Annotated in this window: 16 protein-coding genes; 7 read left to right on the top strand and 9 right to left on the bottom strand. The window is 36.6% G+C overall.

Annotated features, from left to right (window positions below):
- Positions 1-246: 246 nt before the first annotated feature.
- From ABID46_RS12365 to ABID46_RS12350, 4 genes are read left to right on the top strand one after another with little or no spacing between them, the layout of a single operon-like run.
- The gene (locus ABID46_RS12365; protein WP_354510568.1) at positions 247-702 is read left to right on the top strand and encodes a MarR family winged helix-turn-helix transcriptional regulator; all 456 of its coding nucleotides are present in this window, start codon (positions 247-249) and stop codon (positions 700-702) included.
- Complete coding sequence (locus ABID46_RS12360; RefSeq protein WP_354510566.1) at positions 699-2075, top strand: TolC family protein; 1377 nt, start codon at positions 699-701, stop codon at positions 2073-2075. The genes ABID46_RS12365 and ABID46_RS12360 overlap by 4 nt, the downstream gene beginning before the upstream one ends.
- A gap of 2 nt (positions 2076-2077) precedes the next feature.
- Entirely contained in the window at positions 2078-3034 is a 957-nt protein-coding gene (locus tag ABID46_RS12355; RefSeq protein WP_354510564.1) for an HlyD family secretion protein, read from the top strand.
- A 2-nt stretch (positions 3035-3036) separates the two neighbouring features.
- Entirely contained in the window at positions 3037-4218 is a 1182-nt protein-coding gene (locus ABID46_RS12350) for an ABC transporter permease (RefSeq protein ID WP_354510562.1), read from the top strand.
- A gap of 64 nt (positions 4219-4282) precedes the next feature.
- On the opposite strand, the gene ABID46_RS12345 is transcribed toward ABID46_RS12350, so the two are convergent.
- From ABID46_RS12345 to ABID46_RS12320, 6 genes are all read right to left on the bottom strand, one after another.
- The gene (locus ABID46_RS12345) at positions 4283-5521 is read right to left on the bottom strand and encodes a PQQ-dependent sugar dehydrogenase (protein WP_354510560.1); all 1239 of its coding nucleotides are present in this window, start codon (positions 5519-5521) and stop codon (positions 4283-4285) included.
- 614 nt (positions 5522-6135) lie between these two features.
- Positions 6136-8109: an alpha-ketoacid dehydrogenase subunit alpha/beta gene (locus ABID46_RS12340; protein ID WP_354510559.1), complete on the bottom strand. Its 1974-nt coding sequence runs from the start codon at positions 8107-8109 to the stop codon at positions 6136-6138.
- A 113-nt stretch (positions 8110-8222) separates the two neighbouring features.
- Positions 8223-9602, bottom strand: coding sequence for a tetratricopeptide repeat protein (locus ABID46_RS12335; protein ID WP_354510557.1), 1380 nt, complete (start codon positions 9600-9602; stop codon positions 8223-8225).
- A 96-nt stretch (positions 9603-9698) separates the two neighbouring features.
- Positions 9699-12293 carry a DNA gyrase subunit A gene (gyrA, locus tag ABID46_RS12330; RefSeq protein WP_354510555.1) on the bottom strand — a complete coding sequence of 865 codons (2595 nt, stop codon included), beginning with the start codon at positions 12291-12293 and terminating at the stop codon, positions 9699-9701.
- Between the two features lie 170 nt (positions 12294-12463).
- Positions 12464-13219: a response regulator transcription factor gene (locus tag ABID46_RS12325; protein ID WP_354510553.1), complete on the bottom strand. Its 756-nt coding sequence runs from the start codon at positions 13217-13219 to the stop codon at positions 12464-12466.
- A 212-nt stretch (positions 13220-13431) separates the two neighbouring features.
- Positions 13432-14298 carry a 2OG-Fe(II) oxygenase gene (locus ABID46_RS12320; protein WP_354510551.1) on the bottom strand — a complete coding sequence of 289 codons (867 nt, stop codon included), beginning with the start codon at positions 14296-14298 and terminating at the stop codon, positions 13432-13434.
- An 85-nt stretch (positions 14299-14383) separates the two neighbouring features.
- Between ABID46_RS12320 and rpmH the strand changes: the two genes are divergently transcribed.
- The 3 genes from rpmH to ABID46_RS12305 all read left to right on the top strand — a co-directional run bounded on the left by rpmH (position 14384) and on the right by ABID46_RS12305 (position 16208).
- A complete protein-coding gene (rpmH, locus tag ABID46_RS12315) occupies positions 14384-14539 on the top strand; it encodes a 50S ribosomal protein L34 (RefSeq protein ID WP_354510549.1) in 156 nt (51 codons plus the stop codon).
- A gap of 85 nt (positions 14540-14624) precedes the next feature.
- A complete protein-coding gene (locus ABID46_RS12310; RefSeq protein WP_354510547.1) occupies positions 14625-15320 on the top strand; it encodes a cell division ATP-binding protein FtsE in 696 nt (231 codons plus the stop codon).
- A 6-nt stretch (positions 15321-15326) separates the two neighbouring features.
- Positions 15327-16208, top strand: coding sequence for a glycosyltransferase family 2 protein (locus tag ABID46_RS12305; protein WP_354510545.1), 882 nt, complete (start codon positions 15327-15329; stop codon positions 16206-16208).
- On the opposite strand, the gene ABID46_RS12300 is transcribed toward ABID46_RS12305, so the two are convergent.
- The 3 genes from ABID46_RS12300 to ABID46_RS12290 form a co-directional block, all read right to left on the bottom strand.
- The gene (locus tag ABID46_RS12300; RefSeq protein ID WP_354510543.1) at positions 16181-17308 is read right to left on the bottom strand and encodes a glycosyltransferase; all 1128 of its coding nucleotides are present in this window, start codon (positions 17306-17308) and stop codon (positions 16181-16183) included. The two genes, ABID46_RS12305 and ABID46_RS12300, sit on opposite strands and share 28 nt — an antisense overlap.
- Positions 17301-17534: a uroporphyrinogen decarboxylase gene (locus ABID46_RS12295; protein WP_354510541.1), complete on the bottom strand. Its 234-nt coding sequence runs from the start codon at positions 17532-17534 to the stop codon at positions 17301-17303. Before ABID46_RS12295 ends, ABID46_RS12300 begins: the two co-directional genes overlap by 8 nt.
- Positions 17535-17624: 90 nt before the next feature.
- The gene (locus tag ABID46_RS12290) at positions 17625-19292 is read right to left on the bottom strand and encodes an RluA family pseudouridine synthase (protein ID WP_354510539.1); all 1668 of its coding nucleotides are present in this window, start codon (positions 19290-19292) and stop codon (positions 17625-17627) included.
- Positions 19293-19296 lie beyond the last annotated feature (4 nt).

The raw sequence follows: 19296 nt of genomic DNA, 5'->3' as shown, positions 1-19296 counted from the left end.
ACTCCAGAAAAAAGACACAAAAAAATCCGAAGAAATAAAATCTCTCCGGATCTAAATTATAGTTAATAACTGTCAATCTATTTTAGGACTAGTCAATTATTTTAAGTATAGGAAACCTTATTGGGACTGAGTTTAAGGAGGTCTTATCCGTTTAAATAATTAAAATAAAAAAAAATACCACCAAATAGTTGTTTGGTTAACTATTGTTTGTTTAACTTTGCAGTTGTTTAGACAACTATAGTATTTATGGATAAATTAGATTTAGTATCAAGCGAAAATAAATACAATCTTTTATCGGGTCGTGTTCCTCTATTGTTGAATCGTTTTTTAACACAACAGTTCAGAAATAAGGGAGTGAATTTAACTCGCGAACAATGGTCGGTTTTGGCAGTTCTATGGAAATCAGACGGGTGTTCCCAACAAGTGATTGCCAATAGCACAAGTAGAGATAAACCCAGTGTAACACGCTTAGTCGACAATTTGGTAAAAGAAGGATATGTAATTAGAAAAAGTCACGAAAATGATCGTCGTTTGAATTTAATTTTTCTTACTGAAAAAGGAAAAGAAGTTGAGCAAGTTGTTATGGAAATTGTCGATGATACCATTGAAAAAGCAACAAATGGTTTAATCAATGACCAAATTGTAGCAATTCGTGATGCATTTCAAGTAGTATATGAAAACCTTAATGCTTTTGTAAAATGAAAAAGTTTTGGCTAGTTTGTTTGGGTTTACTTTCGATTTCAGCTTCTGCCCAAATTAGTTTGAATGAAAATGTCCAAAAAGCGATCAATTTAGCTTTGGATAATGATGTCGAATTGGAAAACCAACGAATTGATGTTGAAAAATTAGAATTAGAACGACAAAGCGTATTATCAAAATACATCCCAAAAGTGGAAGCAACTGCTTTGTATGGTTATTTAAATAGTAATGGAAATTTAGATATTCCGACTTTTAATGTGCCAATGACCCATTTCAATCTATTTGAAGGTTCGACCGATTTTAAAACGAAAGGGCAAGCTTTTCACGGTGGGATTATGGCGAAAGCTGTTTTATTTAGTGGTGGTCAAATTCATTACGGAGCCAAAGCATTGGAATATAAAAACAAAGGAAATGCTTTGATGATGGATGTGAAGGCTGATGAAGTCATTAAAGACATCATTTTCAGTTTCGATCAATTGCAATTATTAGGCACGGCTGAAAGACTCATCGATGAAAGCGAAAAACGTTTGAACAAAGAAACCGAACGTATCGAAAAAGCGATTTCGGTAGGTTTGGCAATTCCCTATGACCGCGATAAAATCAAATTGGCGAGCTTGGAACTGCAAACCAATCGTACCGATGTCAACAATAAAAAACAATTATTGGCTTTAAAAATTAGTCAAGCAACGGGTTTATCGATCGAGGAAATTCTCAATACTTCTTACGATGTCGAACCGATTGTCATTTTGGAAGAATTATCCAGTGGTAACCGAAATGAAATCAAAGCCTTGGAAGCTTACCAACAAGCGACTCAATTTGCAGTGAAGAAAGAAAAAGGTTCTTTATTACCTACTGTGGGAGCGTTTGGTGGATATAGTTATTCCTCCGTATTCAATTCTGAATTGAGTACAAATTCACCTCTTTCCCAAAATTCCGTAGATTTAAAAGTAAATCATTTAACGCTCAATCCAACTTGGATGGTCGGTGTGGCAATGAAATGGGAAATTTTTGCAGGTTTCGAGCGTAAACATAAAATTCAAGAAGCCAATTTAAGTGTGAAGCAGATTGAAAATAAATTGAAAGACGCAAAAGAAAAAACGGCTTTACAATTAGAAAAAAATAAATTGGAATATCAGACAGCACTTCAACAAATTGAAATTGCCAATCAACGTGAACTAATTGCACAACATACAAATGCATTGGCCGATAAACAATACAAAGCCGGATTAATCAGTGTAACGGAACGTTTGACTGCTGAAAATGATATTTACAAAGAGTCTTTAAATAAAATTGAAACCATTATCAATCAACGCCAAATTGCTATTGAAACCTATCAATCTGCAGGTGTATTATCAACCTATATAAGTTCGAAATAATTATGAAAAAAATAGTTTTTGTAACAGGAATTTTATTGAGTTTAACAGCTTGTAAGAATAAAGCTGAAATGCAGAATGTTATTCAAGGGAAAGTGGAGCGTGATGAAATTGCGGTGGTAGGAAAAATAGCCGGAAGAATTGATCAAATTCTTATTCAAGAAGGTGATTTCGTTCAAAAAGGTGATACTTTAGCGATTTTGAATATTCCGGAAGTGGATGCGAAAAAAGCCCAAGCGCAAGGTGCGGTGAAATCGGCTGAAGCGCAATACGATATGTCGGTAAATGGCGCTACGAGAAATCAATTGCAACAATTGAATGCCAAAAGAGCTGCTTTGACGGAACAATATATATTGGCGAAAAAATCTGTGGATCGTTTGAGTGTTATGGTGAAGGATTCTTTAATTCCCCAACAACAATACGACGAAGTATATGCGAAGTACCAAGGAGCACAAGCGCAAATTCTTGCAGTTGATGCAGAAATTGCCGATGTGAAAAATGGTGCGCGTATCGAACAACAAATGATGGCTTTAGGGCAACAAGATCGTGCGTTAGGTGCTTTAGAAGAGGTGAGAGTTGCTGAAAAAGAACGTTACATCATTGCCCCACAAGATATGCAAGTTGATTTGATTACCTTGAAATTAGGTGAATTGGCAATGCCCGGTTATACCTTATTCAAAGGGACTTTGAAAGACACGACTTTCTTCCGATTTACCGTTCCGGAAAGTGAATTGAAAAATTTCCCGAAAGGAGGTCAAATTACAATTCATATTCCTTATTTGAACAAAGAACTCAAAGGAGAAATCAAAAACATCAAACCGATTGGAGCTTATGCCAACATCGCAACTGCTTATCCAGATTATGATGCGCAAGATCCTTTGTATGAAATGACAGTTCTTCCAGTAAATATGACGGAAGCCGATGAAATTTTATCCAAAACTACAGTAACAATAAAAAAATAAGGATGAAAGTTTTCTTTGAATTATTAAAACGGGAGTTTAAACTATTTTGGGATAATAAGGTTTTGCGTTTGTTGTTTTTCGGAGCTCCCTTATTGTACGGAATCTTAATCGGATATGTTTATTCCAAAGGAAAAGTAACCGATTTACCTATCATTGTAGTAGATGAAGACAGGTCAGCGATGAGTGTCAAAGCAATTGATATGATGCAAGACAATGAAGTATTAAGTATTGCTTCTTTGCAATTTAATACTGCCAATTTAGACCGACTAATGGTTGAGAAATCGGCTGCTTGCGTTGTGATGATTCCCAAAGGATTTGAAAAAGATATTTTGACCAAACAATATCCAGAAATCACTACAATAGTCAATACATCCAATGTTTTAACCGCAAATTATGCATCGGGAGCTTTGCAACTTGTATTGGGTACTTTAAAGGCTGGAGTTCAAATTGAGACTTTACGAAAACAAGGTGTTCCAGAGAATTTGGTGATGAGTCAATACGAACCCTTCAAAACGACATTTGTAAAGAAAAATAATCGTGCAACCAATTATATGTATTTCTTGTGGCCTGGTGTTTTAGCAACTGTTTTGCAACAAGTATTACTTTTAGGATTGGCTTTGTCTTTTGCTTCGGAATTTGAATCAGGAAGTTTCAAAGAATTGGTTTTAAAAACGAGATCTACTTTTTCCCTAATTATGGTCAAATTAATCCCATATCTAATCATGAGTTTTGCGATTTGGTTGATGTATTGGGGATTTACCTTCTGGTTTAGAATTCCATTTTTTGAGAATTTGGGAGAGTTAACCTTAGTGGCAGGAATTTTTGTGTTAGCCGTGAGTTTTATTGGAATTTTGGTCAGTATTTTGATTCCAAATCAGTTGAAAGCAACGGAAATATTAATGGTTGTGGCAACTCCAAGTTTTATGATTTCCGGATTTACATGGCCTTTGAGTCAAATGCCAGAATTTATTCAAGCAATCGCTCAAGGAATTCCATTGACGCATTTTCTTCCTGCTTTTCGAATTTTAATTATTGAAAAAGGAAGTTTTGATTTAACCTATCCATATATCCTAAACTTAGGAATCATTTCCATCATCGGATTTGTGTTAAGTTTCATTGCTTTACATATCAAAAAAAGAAAAGTGTTGAAGGAATTAAAATTAGCAAAAGAAACTGCTGAATAATTTTCGTTATTTACATAAAAAAAAGGTTCATCTTCCGATGAACCTTTTCTATTTTATAGCAATATTATTTTGCTTTGATTCTATATAAATTTCCTTGATCGGTAACCGCATACAACATTCCATCGTGATAAGACACATCGCGGAAACGTTGTTTTTCGTCCACCAACAATCTTTCTTCACCTACAACTTTATTCCCATCAATAACAATTCGCGCGATGTGTTGACTGCTCAATCCCCCGATGAATAAATTATTTTTCCATTCTGGGATTGCGTCACCTTTGTAGAAACTCATTCCACTTGGCGATAAAACAGGGTCCCAATAATAAATCGGTTGTTCCATTCCTTCTTTTTGTTGAATTGGCGGCGTTCCAATTTCTTCTCCACCGTATTCAATTCCATACGTAATTGTAGGCCAACCATAATCTTTTCCAGCTTCGATGATGTTCAATTCGTCTCCACCTCTTGGTCCAAATTCCGTTTCCCATAAATCACCCGTTTCGGGATGGATATCTAATCCTTGTGCATTACGGATTCCATAGGCATAGATTTGTGGTAAAACACCTTCTTGTCCGATGAATGGATTTCCTGGTGCAGCTTCACCTTCTTTGGTCATTTTAAATATTTTTCCCAATCCCGATTTTAAATCTTGTGCTTGAACACGACCTTCAATTATCGATCGTTCACCTGTACTCACAAACAAATGTCCGTCTTTGTCAAAAACCAAACGTGAACCATAATGCAAAGTCGCATCCATTGCTGGAGTAGCTCGGAAAATGACTTTTACATCTTCAACTTTTCCAGAAGTTTCGTTTAGTTTTCCTTTGGCAACTGCCATTAGGTTTTTCTTATCGGCTTGTGGTTCAGAAAAGGACCAATAAATCATTTGATTGGTTTCGAAAGCTGGATCTAATGCCACATCCAACAAACCACCTTGACCTCGGTCATCGACTTTTGGAAGTCCTTCAATGGTTTTGGTTTTCAAACCAGTTTCATCAAAAATTTGCATCACGCCTGCTTTTTCGGTAATCAACAAACGACCGTCGGGTAGGGGAATGATTGCCCAAGGTTTGGTTAAACTTGAAGCCAATTTATCGACTTGATAAGGCGTTTTGGTTTTGACAGCTGCAATTCTGGTTTGGCCTTCAAAAGCAGGTTTGTAGGCTGTGTTTCCTCTTTCGGTTTCAACGGGAGCTAAACTGTCGGTTTCGTTTTCTGTGGTTGTTTGAGCTGTTGGATTTTTGGTGTTACAACTGGTTGCAATTAGTAAACCAAGAATAATAGGGATTTGATTTGGGATTTTCATATAAATCGAATTTGATTTTAAAAATACAAAAATCCTTTTTATAAAGGAATTTATAGGTTTAAAGGTTTTAAAAGTCAAAATGATGGACGTTTTCAAGAGTAATTTGAGTAGTTTTTATGAAAACTGTACTGAAGACATAAATCCTTTATTGGTAGGGGTTTTAGAAGGTTTGGTAACATTAATTTAACATGGAGCATATGGTAGTTTGGTCGGTGAATATGGTAGATTGGTCGATGTATACGCTAGGTTTGGAATTTTACCTTAAAAATCCTTGGTTTTAATTTGGGAAGGATGGTTTAGGAAATTCAATCAAAAAATGAATGGGTTATTTAGAATAGAATGAAAAACCTTGTCAAGGTAATTTCTGCGTGAATTGAACCTTGACAAGGTGGTTATTTGTTTTGGCTAATTTTGATTTTATATAGATAGTATTGTTTGCCAATGGAATTGCGTTAGGGATTATAATGGAAATCCTTTTGACGAAATGAAATGGAGTCAAAAGATTGTAATGGAAAGCCCGACCTCGTTGCTAGAATTTTAAATAGAATCTCTCTTATGTATCAACGAGGGAACGCCCAAAAAAAAGCCTTACAATCTAGTAAGGCTATGGTGTTTTAATACTTATATAACTTCAATAATTTCTCTTCGAATTCGGCATTGGGTAAGAATTGTTTTTCTAGTTCGGCTTGGAAAGGAACAGGGGTGTCCATACTTCCGACGCGGAAGACTGGCGCATCCAATTCTTCGAAAACTTCTTCGGCAATCATCGCGGCAATTTCACCTCCAAATCCGTTGATCAAAGTATCTTCGTGTAAAACCAACACTTTTCCTGTTTTACGAACTGATTGCAAAATGGTTTCTTTGTCCAGAGGAATCAAGGTACGCAAATCAATTACTTCACCTTTGATTTCGGGATATTTGACCAAGGTTTCCAATGCCCAATGAACGCCCATTCCATAGGTAACAATGGTCAAATCTTCACCCGATTGGTGAATTCTTGCTTTTCCAAATGGAACGGTGTAATAGCCTTGTGGAACATTGGATTTCAAACTACGGTACAATTTTTTATGTTCGAAATACATTACCGGATTCGGATCGGAAAAAGCTTGTAGCAATAAACCTTTGGCATCTTCTGGTGTGGACGGATAAACAATTTTCAATCCTGGAACTTTGGTGAACCAAGCTTCTGTCGATTGCGAATGGTAAGGGCCAGCGGCAACGCCACCACCTGTTGGCATACGAACGACCACATCAGCATTCTGGTTCCAACGATAATGTGCTTTGGCTAAATTGTTGACGATTTGGTTGAATCCTTCGGTTACGAAATCAGAAAATTGCATTTCTACCATTGATTTTTGTCCGCGAATGGATAATCCTAATCCGGCTCCTAAAATTGCCGCTTCACACAAAGGTGTATTGCGAACGCGGTCTGCGCCGTATTGATCTAAAAATCCTTCGGTTACTTTGAAAGCTCCACCGTATTTCGCAATGTCTTGTCCCATCAATACCAATTCCGGATAGAGTTTCATTGCTTCGTCTAATCCTTCAGAAATCGCATCGATGAAACGAATTTCACGATCGGAAACGGCTTTTGGTAGTATTTCTTTATTGGCGAATGGCGCATAGACATCTGCCAATTCTGTTTCTTTATTCGGAGTTATTTTCGGTAAATTATCTGCATATTCCAATTCACTCAAGACAAATTCGCTTAATTCGGAACGCAAAGTTTGAATGGATTCGTCGGTTAAAACTCCTTTTTCTTTTAGGAAATTTTCGAATTGAAGAATCGGATCTTTGTCTTCCCAAGATTCGATTAATCCTTCTGGATAATACGCTGTTCCCGATGCTTCTTCGTGACCGCGCATACGGAAGGTCATACATTCGATCAAAACCGGACGTGGGTTTTTGCGAATTTCTTCTGCCCAATATTTCACGGTTTCGTAAACCTCCAAGAAATTATTTCCATCGATTGAAACGGCATCAATTCCATATCCGATTCCTTTGTCGGCAAAGGATTTCATTCGAAATTGTTCGGAAGAAGGAGTGGAAAGTCCCCATTGGTTGTTTTCCACAATGATGATGACAGGCAATTGCCAAACTGCTGCAACGTTGATGGACTCATGGAAATCTCCTTCACTAGCTCCACCATCTCCCGTAAAAACGAGAGTAGCTTCGTTATTTTTTTGCAATTTGTTGGCCAATGCGATTCCGTCTGCAACGCCCATTTGTGAACCCAAATGGGAAATCATTCCGACGATTTTGAATTCGTTGGTTCCAAAATGGAATGAACGATCACGCCCTTTGGTGAATCCTTCTGCTTTCCCTTGAAATTGAGCAAATAAATTACGCAAAGGAATGTCACGTGCCGTAAATACACCCAAATTACGGTGCATGGTAAGCATGTATTCGTTGGGATTCATCGCCAAAGCTGTACCTACTGAAATTCCCTCTTGTCCCCAAGATGAAAACCATTTGGAAATTTTTCCTTGTCGGAGACCAATGAGCATTCGCTCTTCGATCATTCGAGGCAATAATAATTTCTTGTAAAGGGATAAAAATTCTTCGTTTGTATAGGTATTTGTCGTCATCAATCTTGATTTTGGATGGGCAAAATTAGGGTAAATCTTCATTCAAAGAAAATAAAAAACCCGTCTCATTTTAAAAATCAACGAGACGGGTTTGGGTGTTTTGTTCAAACAAATTATTTGGGTTGTAATTGTTTTTCAATTGCACGCAATTCATCTTCTTTGTCAAACATTTCAGCAGCTTGGTAAGCTTGTCTCAATGTTTTGGCAGCATTGTAGTCGGTTTTGTCCAACTCAAAGGCTTTCTCTAACAAAGGAATGATTTCGATATACAAGTTCTTTCTCTTTTCTGTATATTCTTTATAGTTCTGTTTCTCTTTGGATGAATTTCCTAAGTTCGCATTGATAATGTCAACGTATTCTTTTTCCTTTTTCACTTTTACCAATGCTAAATTGTTGTAAGCATTTTTGTATTTTGGATCTTTTTGAATAGCTTTTTCGAAATACTCTATTGCTTTCGCATCTTCGTTTTTTTCCATGTAAACTGTTCCCACATTGTAATAGTTGGAAGCGTCATTAGGATTGTTTTTGATGTTTTCCAATAAGCTATTTAAAAATTGTTCAGTGTTTCCTGTGCTCAAATAGATAGAGCTGATCAAATTTTTGATTTCCTCATCATTTGGATATTTCTTTTCAGCTTTCTGAACAATAGGATTGTCTTTTTTCATTGACAAAACCGCTTTCAAAGCATTGACATAAATGTCTTTTTCAATTGACGGAGTTTTTACTTCTTTATAAGTCGAAATTAAGCCTAACTTTTTGTAGTTTTCTGCTTCGTCTTTTGAATTCAAGGAAACATCTTTACCTTCTTTGTCTTTACCAACATAGGAAGTCGCTTCCCCCGTATACCCATCATTTAAAAGTTCAACATAGGTATCCAAGGCTTTTTCATATTTATTGGCACTATGATAACTTAAAGCCGCATTGTATTTAAACAAATCACCATTTCCACCCAAAGCATTTACCAAATAAGAACCTTCTAAGAATTTATCTCCAGCCGTTTCTTTGTTATTGGAATTGTAGGCGCTATTGGCTAATTGCAAAACAATTTCCGCTTGATTTCTTAATTTATCTTGAACTTGTGGTAAGTATTTTCCTGAAAGTTTTTCCGTTTTTGGTTTGGAATAATCTCCAGTTGCAGCAGCGGAAGTAGCTTCAGCTTCGGTAGCAAAATATTCGGTTTCTTTGGTTGATTTGTTACGAATAGAATACATGGTACCAGATTCATATTTTGCCAATTCTCCAAACATTTTGGCAGCCTCAATTGTATTTCCGTTTTGCAAAGCAATTTGTCCAGCTACATAAAAGTATTTTGCTTTTAATTCTGGTCTTACTTTGTTGGAATTGATTTGATTGGCAACTTTATCTAATTCAGATTTCGCAGCAGAAGCATTGTTTGATTCATACGCAGAAAGAGCTGAATTGATTTCTTTTTCTTGGGCCATTGCTCCAATGGCTAAAAACATGATGGATGCTGATAAAATTATTTTCTTCATCGGGTATATTTTAAATTAAAACCTACTAGTATAGGTTGAATTATGGGTAAAATGGACTATTCAATTGTCTTAAATAGTCCATTTTACTTAGGTAATTTATTCTTCGGAATCGTTTGATTCTTCGGAATCTGTATCTAAATTACTATTTTCTATTGAATTGGAATCTGAATCTTGTGGATTTAGGTTTTCGTTAACAGTGTCTAAACCTTCTTCTGTTAGATTTTCACCTTCTTCCTCTTCTTCCATGGCTACTTTTGCAACTGCCGCAATTTCATCATTCTTTTTCAAATTGATCAATCGAACTCCTTGCGTAGCACGACCCATTACACGCATTTCTTTTACACCTGTACGAATCGTTACACCCGATTTGTTGATGATCATCAAATCATCATCATCTGTAACGGATTGTATCGCAATTAATCGACCTGTTTTTTCGGTGATGTTCAAGGTTGTAACTCCTTTTCCACCACGGTTGGTGATGCGGTAATCTTCAATGGAAGTACGTTTCCCGTATCCTTTTTCAGAAACAACTAAAACGGTTTCGTTTTCTTTGTCTGTGATGACAATCATACCGATTACTTCGTTGTCTTCTGAACCTAAATTAATTCCACGAACACCAGATGCGGTTCTACCCATCGGACGAACTTTTTCGTCTTCAAAACGAATTGCTTTACCACTTAAAGAAGCAATCATGATTTCACTTTGTCCATTGGTCAATTTCGCTTCCAATAATTGGTCACCTTCACGAACAGTAATGGCGTTGATTCCATTGACACGTGGACGAGAATAAGCTTCCAACGAAGTCTTTTTCACAATTCCTTTCTTGGTCACCATCACGACAAAATTATTGTTGATGTATTCTTCATCCATCAAGTTATGTGTCATGATGTAGGCACGAACTTTATCGTCTGGTTCAATGTTGATCAAGTTTTGGATGGCTCTACCTTTTGATGTTTTCGATCCTTCTGGAATTTCAAATACACGCATCCAGAAACATTTTCCTTTTTCGGTAAAGAACAACATATATTGGTGGTTGGTTGCGATGAACATGTATTCCAAGAAATCTTCATCTCTTGTTGTTGCACCACGATTTCCAACGCCACCTCTTGATTGTTTTCTATATTCAGAAAGGGAGGTACGTTTGATGTAACCCATATGAGAAATCGTTAAAACCATTTCTTCATCTGGAATCAAATCTTCGATGTTCATGTCACCACCTGCGTAGTCGATAGCTGAACGTCTTTCGTCTCCGTATTTTTCTTTGATTTCAAGCAATTCGGTTTTGATGATTTCCATACGTAATTCTACGCTTTCCAATACTTGTTTTAAGTAGTCGATGGTTTTCATCAATTCTTCGTATTCTGCGCGAATCTTATCGATTTCAAGACCCGTTAAGGTTCTCAAACGTAATTCTAAGATTGCACGAGCTTGAATTTCTGACAAATCAAATGCTTCCATCAACCCAACACGAGCATCGTCTGGAGTAGCACTTTCACGAATGATTTTAATCGCTCTATCCAAATCATCTTGGGTTCCGATTACTTTCATGTAACCTTCCAAGATGTGAGCACGTTCCTCAGCTTTTCGCAATTCATAAATTGTACGACGTGTAACTACATCATGTCTATGATCTACGAAATGTTTGATAAGATCTTTTAAATTCAATTGTTCTGGACGTCCATTGACCAATGCAATGTTGTTGACGCTGAAAGAAGATTGAAGTGCAGTATGTTTGTACAATAAGTTCAAAACAATGTTTGGAACCGCATCCATTTTCAATACGTAAACGATGCGCATCCCTTTACGGTCAGACTCGTCACGGATTTCTGAAATACCATCTAGTTTTCCTTCCTTGATCAAATCTGCCGTTTTCATGATCATGTCGGCTTTGTTAACCTGATAAGGAATTTCTGTAACGATGATGCAATCACGACCGTTTACAACTTCAAAATTTGATTTCGCACGGATGACAATTCTACCACGCCCTGTTTCAAAAGCTTCACGTACACCGCTATATCCGTAGATTGTTCCACCGGTTGGGAAATCTGGAGCCTTAACGTGAGTGATTAATTCGTCTATGGAAATTTCGTTGTTGTCGATATAAGCAATGGTTCCATCTAAAACTTCAGACAAATTATGAGGAGCCATATTGGTCGCCATACCTACTGCAATACCAGCCGCTCCATTGACCAAAAGGTTAGGAATTCGGGTTGGTAAAACTTTAGGTTCTTGCAAAGTATCGTCAAAGTTCAATTGAAAATCAACCGTTTCTTTGTCAATATCCGAAAGCATTTCTTCTGATATTTTTTGAAGACGTGCTTCGGTATAACGCATAGCTGCAGGAGGGTCACCGTCTACAGAACCGTAGTTACCTTGACCATCAACCATCATATAACGAAGTGACCATGGCTGAGCCATACGCACCATAGTATCATAAACTGAAGAGTCACCATGCGGGTGATATTTCCCCAAAACCTCCCCAACGATACGGGCAGATTTCTTATATGCACGGTTTGACATAACGCCCAATTCATACATTCCAAACAATACACGTCTGTGTACGGGTTTCATTCCATCTCGTACATCTGGTAATGCACGGGAAACGATAACCGACATGGAATAATCAATATAGGCCGACTTCATTTCATCCTCGATGTTGATCGGGATTAACTTTTCACCATCATTATTCATGTAATCTAAAGATTTGATTTAACTTTTATCATTTCGATTTAAGCTTGATTTCTTCATTCTTAAAGCGAAAAATTTTAACGTGCTAAAATACGAAATTTAAGCTGTTTAAACCCCATAAAGAAGTATGACTTTTCAACATTATTGGGTTATTTTGTGGAAAACTAAGCGTTTTAAACCCAACCTTCCCGAATACTAGTTGAAATAAGTTCGTTTAAGTTTTCGCAACCCGATTTTCGAAGAATATTTTTGCGATGCGTTTGAACAGTAAATACGCTTAAGTTAAGATCCTTAGCAATTTGTTCGCTCTTCTTTCCTTTGATGACTTGATCCAAAATTTCTGTCTCTCTTTTAGTGAAAATACGGTCGACTCTGCGAAAGTCTGTCGAAAGATGGTAATTGAAATAAGAGGGAGCTCCGTTCATCCCTATAAACGATAATTTAGGAATACCAGTAATACCCAAATGAGTAATATCGGTAAAGATTCCAAGTGTTCTTGCGCCACCTTCTGGGAAGTAATAAATGGGAATCACCTGTTGTAAAATTCGTTTTATTATACCCGATCCGGTTTTGATTCGGAAGTCATAAGAGAACTTGTAATTGAAAAAAGATTCAGCAGGTAATTTGGAGAAAAAATCAACCGCGCTTTTTTCATAATGTTGGTAATACTCAAAATCTTCGGGATGCATGTTTTCAAAGAAAAACTCTAAATTGAATTCGGACGGTTGAATTTCCAAAACCTGTTGGATGTCGTCACTGACGAATTCCGCTTTGGCAGAATTGGTGTTGAAAATTAGATAGAAATATTCGCCAATATGAAAGATATCGATGTATTTCTTGATTTTCTCTTGATGATCAAAATTAGTTAAGGAAGATTCAACTTTTGGAATTTCTTTCCATATTTCCACGAGTTTTTTGATCTTTTCCATGCTTTATATTTGTTTGTAGTAGAAGATGTGTGACCTAATTTAACAAATATAGAAAAAAATATACTTAATATTAAGTATATAATTGAGTATAGTGTTGATTTATTTACATTTAATCAATTAAAAAATTCTTCCTTTTTCGGATTTTTTGCCGAAATAACTAAGCCAATACTAGGAGATAGGTAGCTTGAAACTTTCCATTTTGCTTATAGCCATCAATCTCTTTCTTTTTTGTAGTAGTGTGGATTTTTTACGACTCCTTTTGGAAATAATTTTCGAATGAAATTTCTCAATTTTCGATCAAAACTCAATACGGTTCGATTGACCATATGTTCTTTGGTGTCATAGAATGAAGTCACGTGAAAGTAGGGGTGGTTGGTCACCGGATTTTCACGGAAATAATAATTGGAAACACAACATCTATTTTGATCCACTTTGACTTCGCTAACGGAATGCAAGGATTTGTCATGAGTGATCATTACGACCAATCGATTGAATTTACTCATAATCGTTTCTTGTGGAGAATCAATTCCATTGTGCCATAATTCCAAATTTCCACCATTTTCCAACTTCCAATCGGGCGAAACATAATACAGGAGATTCATCACTCGATAATTATTGCGTTCCATATCGTGCGAATTATCCAAATGAGGTTTGAGGAAATTTCCTTTTTCCATCATGCTAATTCCTCCAGCATATAAATTTGAATCGGGTACGAGTTCGTCAAATCCAGTAATTTCTTCAATAATTTTCACGACTTCTGGTTCTTGGAACGCGAAAATGATTTCTTCCAAAATAGGATGGTGATTGTTCATCTGTGCCGATACCAATTTATTTTCTCTCATAGAGCGTTTTGGCATCATTTCTTTGCTGTCTGGAAAAGCTTTGTAAATTTCCATAACAATAGATTCGTCCAACAAATCATCAATGTAAAAAGAAGGGATCAAAACATCTTTTTGATATTGTTGTATCAATTCTTGCTTATGATTGTTTAATTTTGCAAAAATTTGTTGAGCGAGTTCTTTTCTATTGATCATGATCATTTGATGAGTTTCAAAGGTAGAAAAAATGAATTTCTCCATAAAATTTTTTAAAATGATTTTTGTATTAGAAAAATAGAGTTATATTTGCACTCCCATTTGAGAAAATGCACTAAAGAAAGAAGCAATGAAAAGAACATTTCAACCAAGCAATAGAAGAAAAAGAAACAAACACGGTTTCCGTGAGAGAATGGCTACAAAAAACGGACGTAAAGTCTTAGCAGCTAGAAGAAAAAGAGGCAGAAAAGCATTGACCGTTAGCGAAATCAGAGCGAAACGTTAATAGCTAAATATTATATAAAAAGACCAAAGTCCGGGATTTACTTCCGGGCTTTTTTTTATATTTGTTCCAACTATAAAGAAACGAAATGAAGTCAGATAAAGTAATCCAATTAGAAAAAGCCTTTATTTATCAACGAAACTATTTGGTTTTGAATCATGTAGATTTTGATTTGAACGTAGGTGAGTTTGCTTATTTAATTGGAAAAACGGGTAGTGGAAAGTCCAGTTTGTTGAAAGTTTTGTATGGCGATCTTCCTTTGACTGAAGGATATGGTCAAGTCGTAGGAAATGAATTGAATGGAATGAAAACGTCCAAAATCCCAACTTTACGTCGTCATTTAGGAATTGTTTTCCAAGATTTCCAATTGTTATTGGACCGCAACGTCGAGAAAAATCTTTCATTCGTTTTGAAAGCAACAGGCTGGAAAGATAAAAATCTAATCAACGACAGAATCGACGAGGTTTTGGAAAGTGTAGGGATGATTTCCAAAAAGAAAATGATGCCATTTCGTTTGTCAGGAGGTGAGCAACAAAGGATTTCCATTGCGCGTGCCTTATTGAATCATCCTGAATTGATTCTGGCCGATGAGCCAACTGGAAACCTTGATCCAGAAACTTCTATTGAAATTATGAACTTGATTTTGAATTTGTCAAAAGAAAGAAATGTTGCCGTTTTGATGGCAACGCATGATTACAATATTATCCAAAAATTTCCAGCAAAAACCTTTAAATGCGAAGACGGAAAAGTCAGTGTTTTACAAACTTCCGAATCTTTATTTTAGGCGAAAATGCTATCAATCTGTATACCCGTTTTCAATTGGGATGTAAGAGAATTGGTTCATTCTGTGCATCAACAATGCACCAAAGCTGAGATTCCTTTTGAGATCTTGGTTGTGGACGATTGCTCTACCAAAACAGAAATCAGGGATTTGAATGAATCCATTCCATTGGAAAATTACCGATTCATAGGATTGGGTCAAAATGTCGGAAACGCTGAAGCAAGAAACATTTTAGCGCGATCTGCTCAAAACAATTGGTTGTTGTTTTTGGATTCTGATATGATGCCTGCGCATGATAATTTCATCGACTTGTATTTAAAGGAAATTCAAGCCGATGATTTCGATATCATGAGTGGTGGAATTGTCTACGAGGAAAATGTTGCCAACGAATACAAACTAAAATGGATTCATGGCAAAAAAACCGAAGAACAAATTGAAAACAAGGATCCCTACTTAGAAATCAGAGGAAATAACTTCTTGGTTCGAAAAGAAATTTTCCTTCAAAATCCTTTTGGTGGATTGCCTGAATCTTATGGATATGTCGATACTCATTTCGGATTGAAATTAAAAATGTCCAAAGCAAGAGTGAAAATCATCCAAAATCCTTGCATTCATTTAGGATTGGAAACCAATGAACAATTTGTGAAAAAATATCGATTTTCCGTTCGAAATGCCTTTTGGTTGCATCATCATCATCCTGAAATGGCCGATAATTTACGCCTGATTCAAACCTATAAGAAAATCAAAAGTTTGGGATTGGTCAAACCCATTGGATTCATTTTTTCGTTCACTGAAAATTTAATGTTGAAGAATTTGCATTCCAAAAATCCTTCTTTGTTTGTGTTTCAATTGTACAAGTTGGGTTATATCTCAACCTTGAAATCCGAATAAATCCCACGAAGTTTATCTTCTTCATTTTCCCAATTAAACTCATTCGCAGCCTTAGTTAGATTTTCTTGGTAAGGTTCTTTTCCTTCGGCAAGCATGATGTGAATTAGTTCCGAAATTTCCTTTGGATCATGTTTTGAAATCGTTTTCCCGATACCAAATTCCTCAATTGTTTCCTTAATTTCAGGTAAATAGGTTCCCAAAATTGGAATTCCCGCATGTGTGTAATCAAAGATTTTGTTGGGTAAAGCATAGCGATAACTGATCCCATAATCTTCTTCCAAACTCAAACCCAAATCGGCTTTGGGTGTAATCAATTTTAATTGACTAGGAGGGACGCTACCCAGAAATTTCACTTTATGATTCACTTGCAATTTCTCACTTAAGGATTCAAATTCGGCTTTTTTAGGACCATTTCCTATGATCCACAATTGGGCATTTTCGACAAATTGCATGGCTTCGATCATCTTATCAATTCCACGACTAAAGTTGATCACACCTTGGTAAATCAAAACCTTTTCTCCTGGTTTGATTTCGGGCAATTGAACCTTTATTTCAGAATCCAAATTCGGTGAAATAGTAGGGACATTTCGTATGATCACTGCTTTTTTTCCGTATTCTTTTTCAAACCAATTTGCATAGCCATTGCTGACCGTGTAGAAATATTTCACTTTGGGTAAAATGAAACTTTCAATGGATTTCCAAACCTTTTTTCGAAACGGACGGTTGTGCAAAGTCGGTGCTTCTGAGAAGATTTCATGACTGTCAAAAACAAGAGGAACTCCTTTGATTTTACTCACCAAATAATTCGGCAGCAAAGCATCCACATCATTGGCTAATAAAATATCTTTTTTGGAAGTGATTTTCAGTAGTTTCCAAAATAATTTCCAATTGAATTCGGCATACAAACCCATTCCTGCTTGTCGTTTGATGTTTAAAACATGGACAGGGTAGGAGAAAGAATGTTTCGGATTTCCGCGAACCGTCGTAGCGACCACTTCTAGGTCAAATCCAAATTTTTGCAAGGACCCACAAACCTTTTGAACACGTTGATCGCCTTCGTAATTATTGATAACAGAAGTGATGATTTTAGGTTTAGGCATCTTGTTTTTTCTTGTCTTTGAACAATAAATAGTACAACTGAATGAATATTAATATCGCGTTTGGAATCACAACCGGCCATATATCAAAATAAATACCATAGACAACAAAGCATAAACAACCAATTGCATTGATGATTCGAACCGATTTTAAATTATTGACAGCAAAAGATAAGACAATAAAAACCGATGCGGCATACCCGATCCATTCGTAAATACTAGCGTCCATGAGTAAATTTTGTTTGCCAAAAGTACGGAATTTGTTTGTTTAAGTGCAGTAAACTCCCAACTTCCTGCCTCCAACTTCCAACTTGAAATCTCAAAATTCAGCTTTCTCCTCAAACTCCATAACCTCTCTTGTCACCGGATGCCTAAACTGAATCCAAGCCGCATGCAGATGTAATCGATCAGCAGCTGTTCCATACAAATCATCACCAACAATTGGAGCATTCAATCCCAATTCATGCGCCGAATGAACCCTTAACTGATGCGTTCTTCCCGTCACAGGCCAAAAGTGAACCATCGTTTTTCCGTCTTTTCGTTCGATGACTTTGTATTTCGTGATGGCTTTTTTACCGTTTTCAAAATCCACCATTTGGCGTGGTCTATCGACAACATTTCCGCGAAGAGGTAAATTAATTTCACCTTCTTTATTTTTCAAAACACCATTCAACAAAGCTGTGTAGCATTTTTGAATCGTCTTTTTGATGAATTGTTGTTGTATGAATTGATGTGCTTGTTTCGTTTTGGCAACGATTAAAATTCCCGAAGTGGACATATCCAAGCGATGGATGATCAACGGCTCAATTCCACCCATCATTTCTTGCAAACGTGTATAAACCGAATCCTGAATCTCAATCCCAGGCACCGACAACAATTCCGCAGGTTTGTTTACCACCCACAAATGATCGTCCTCGTAAAGAATCTTGATCTGTTTGTCTTCCGCCAAATTTTTCAACAAAAGATTTTCTTCCAATTCAACATCTTCCAGCATATGTTTCAATATCGGACGACATTTTCCGCTGCAAGCCGGATAAAAATGTCCATGTTTTCTCACTTCCGATTTCGGTGAAGCGCCCCACCAAAATTCCCCAAAACAAATCGGTTTCAAATCATGCAAAAAAGCATATTGCAACAATTTAGGAGTCGCACATTCGCCAGCACCCGCAGGTGGTTTCTCAAAAACCGTTTCACTAAAAATCGCACCCAAACTTTTCCATTTCCCAGCTGGATTTACAAACGAATATTGTTCAAACAACTGATTCTGCAATTGCCCAGACTTCTCACGACGTTCTTTTTTCAGACATTCAATTTTTGATTCAAATGCCGAAATTTGAGCATTGAAATCCTCCAAAACCTGTTTCCAACTCTCCTTCAACATCCGGAATTTAAACTGATCCAAATTGCTTTGGCGTACCAATTCTGCTTCAGAAATGGAAGAATCATTTGATTCTCGAAGTCGTTTTCTTTCCGCTTTATTGGTCTTCATCCAATTCTTAAAGTCCGAAATTTCGTTTTCCGATTCAACCGAATAGTTCGCATACAAATCCCTCAATTCCGCCAATTCCAAATCGTTCTCCAATTCTTCAATCTTACGGTTCATCACATTCAGCACCTTTTCCTCTTCCAAGAAAAAACTACCTTTCGTTAGCATATCAAAAACAGGCGGCACAAAACGAGCGTGGTCATTGCTATTGGCGAGTTTTCCAGAAAAAGCAGAAAGGTACCCCAAACGTCCTTCAGCATCTTCAACAACCAAAACCCCAAACATTTTCCCAATCACCAAGCCTTCTTGATTCTCGTCCAAACCAAAATTATGATTCGCTTCAAACTCCTTTTCCAAATAGGATTGTAAATCGGCGGCAGCCAATTTCGTTAGCCGATGAGGTTTATAAAAAAAAGGAAATGTAAACCGTTCGGGAACTTCAATACCTTGAATTTCATCCCGATTAAAATAAACGATTTTCTGTTGCTGTGCTGCCGTCATAGAA

The organism is Moheibacter stercoris (assembly GCF_040545805.1).
GTDB lineage: Bacteria > Bacteroidota > Bacteroidia > Flavobacteriales > Weeksellaceae > Moheibacter > Moheibacter stercoris.
Note: the sequence above shows the minus strand (reverse complement) of the source record. Positions and strands in the feature narration are given on the sequence as shown.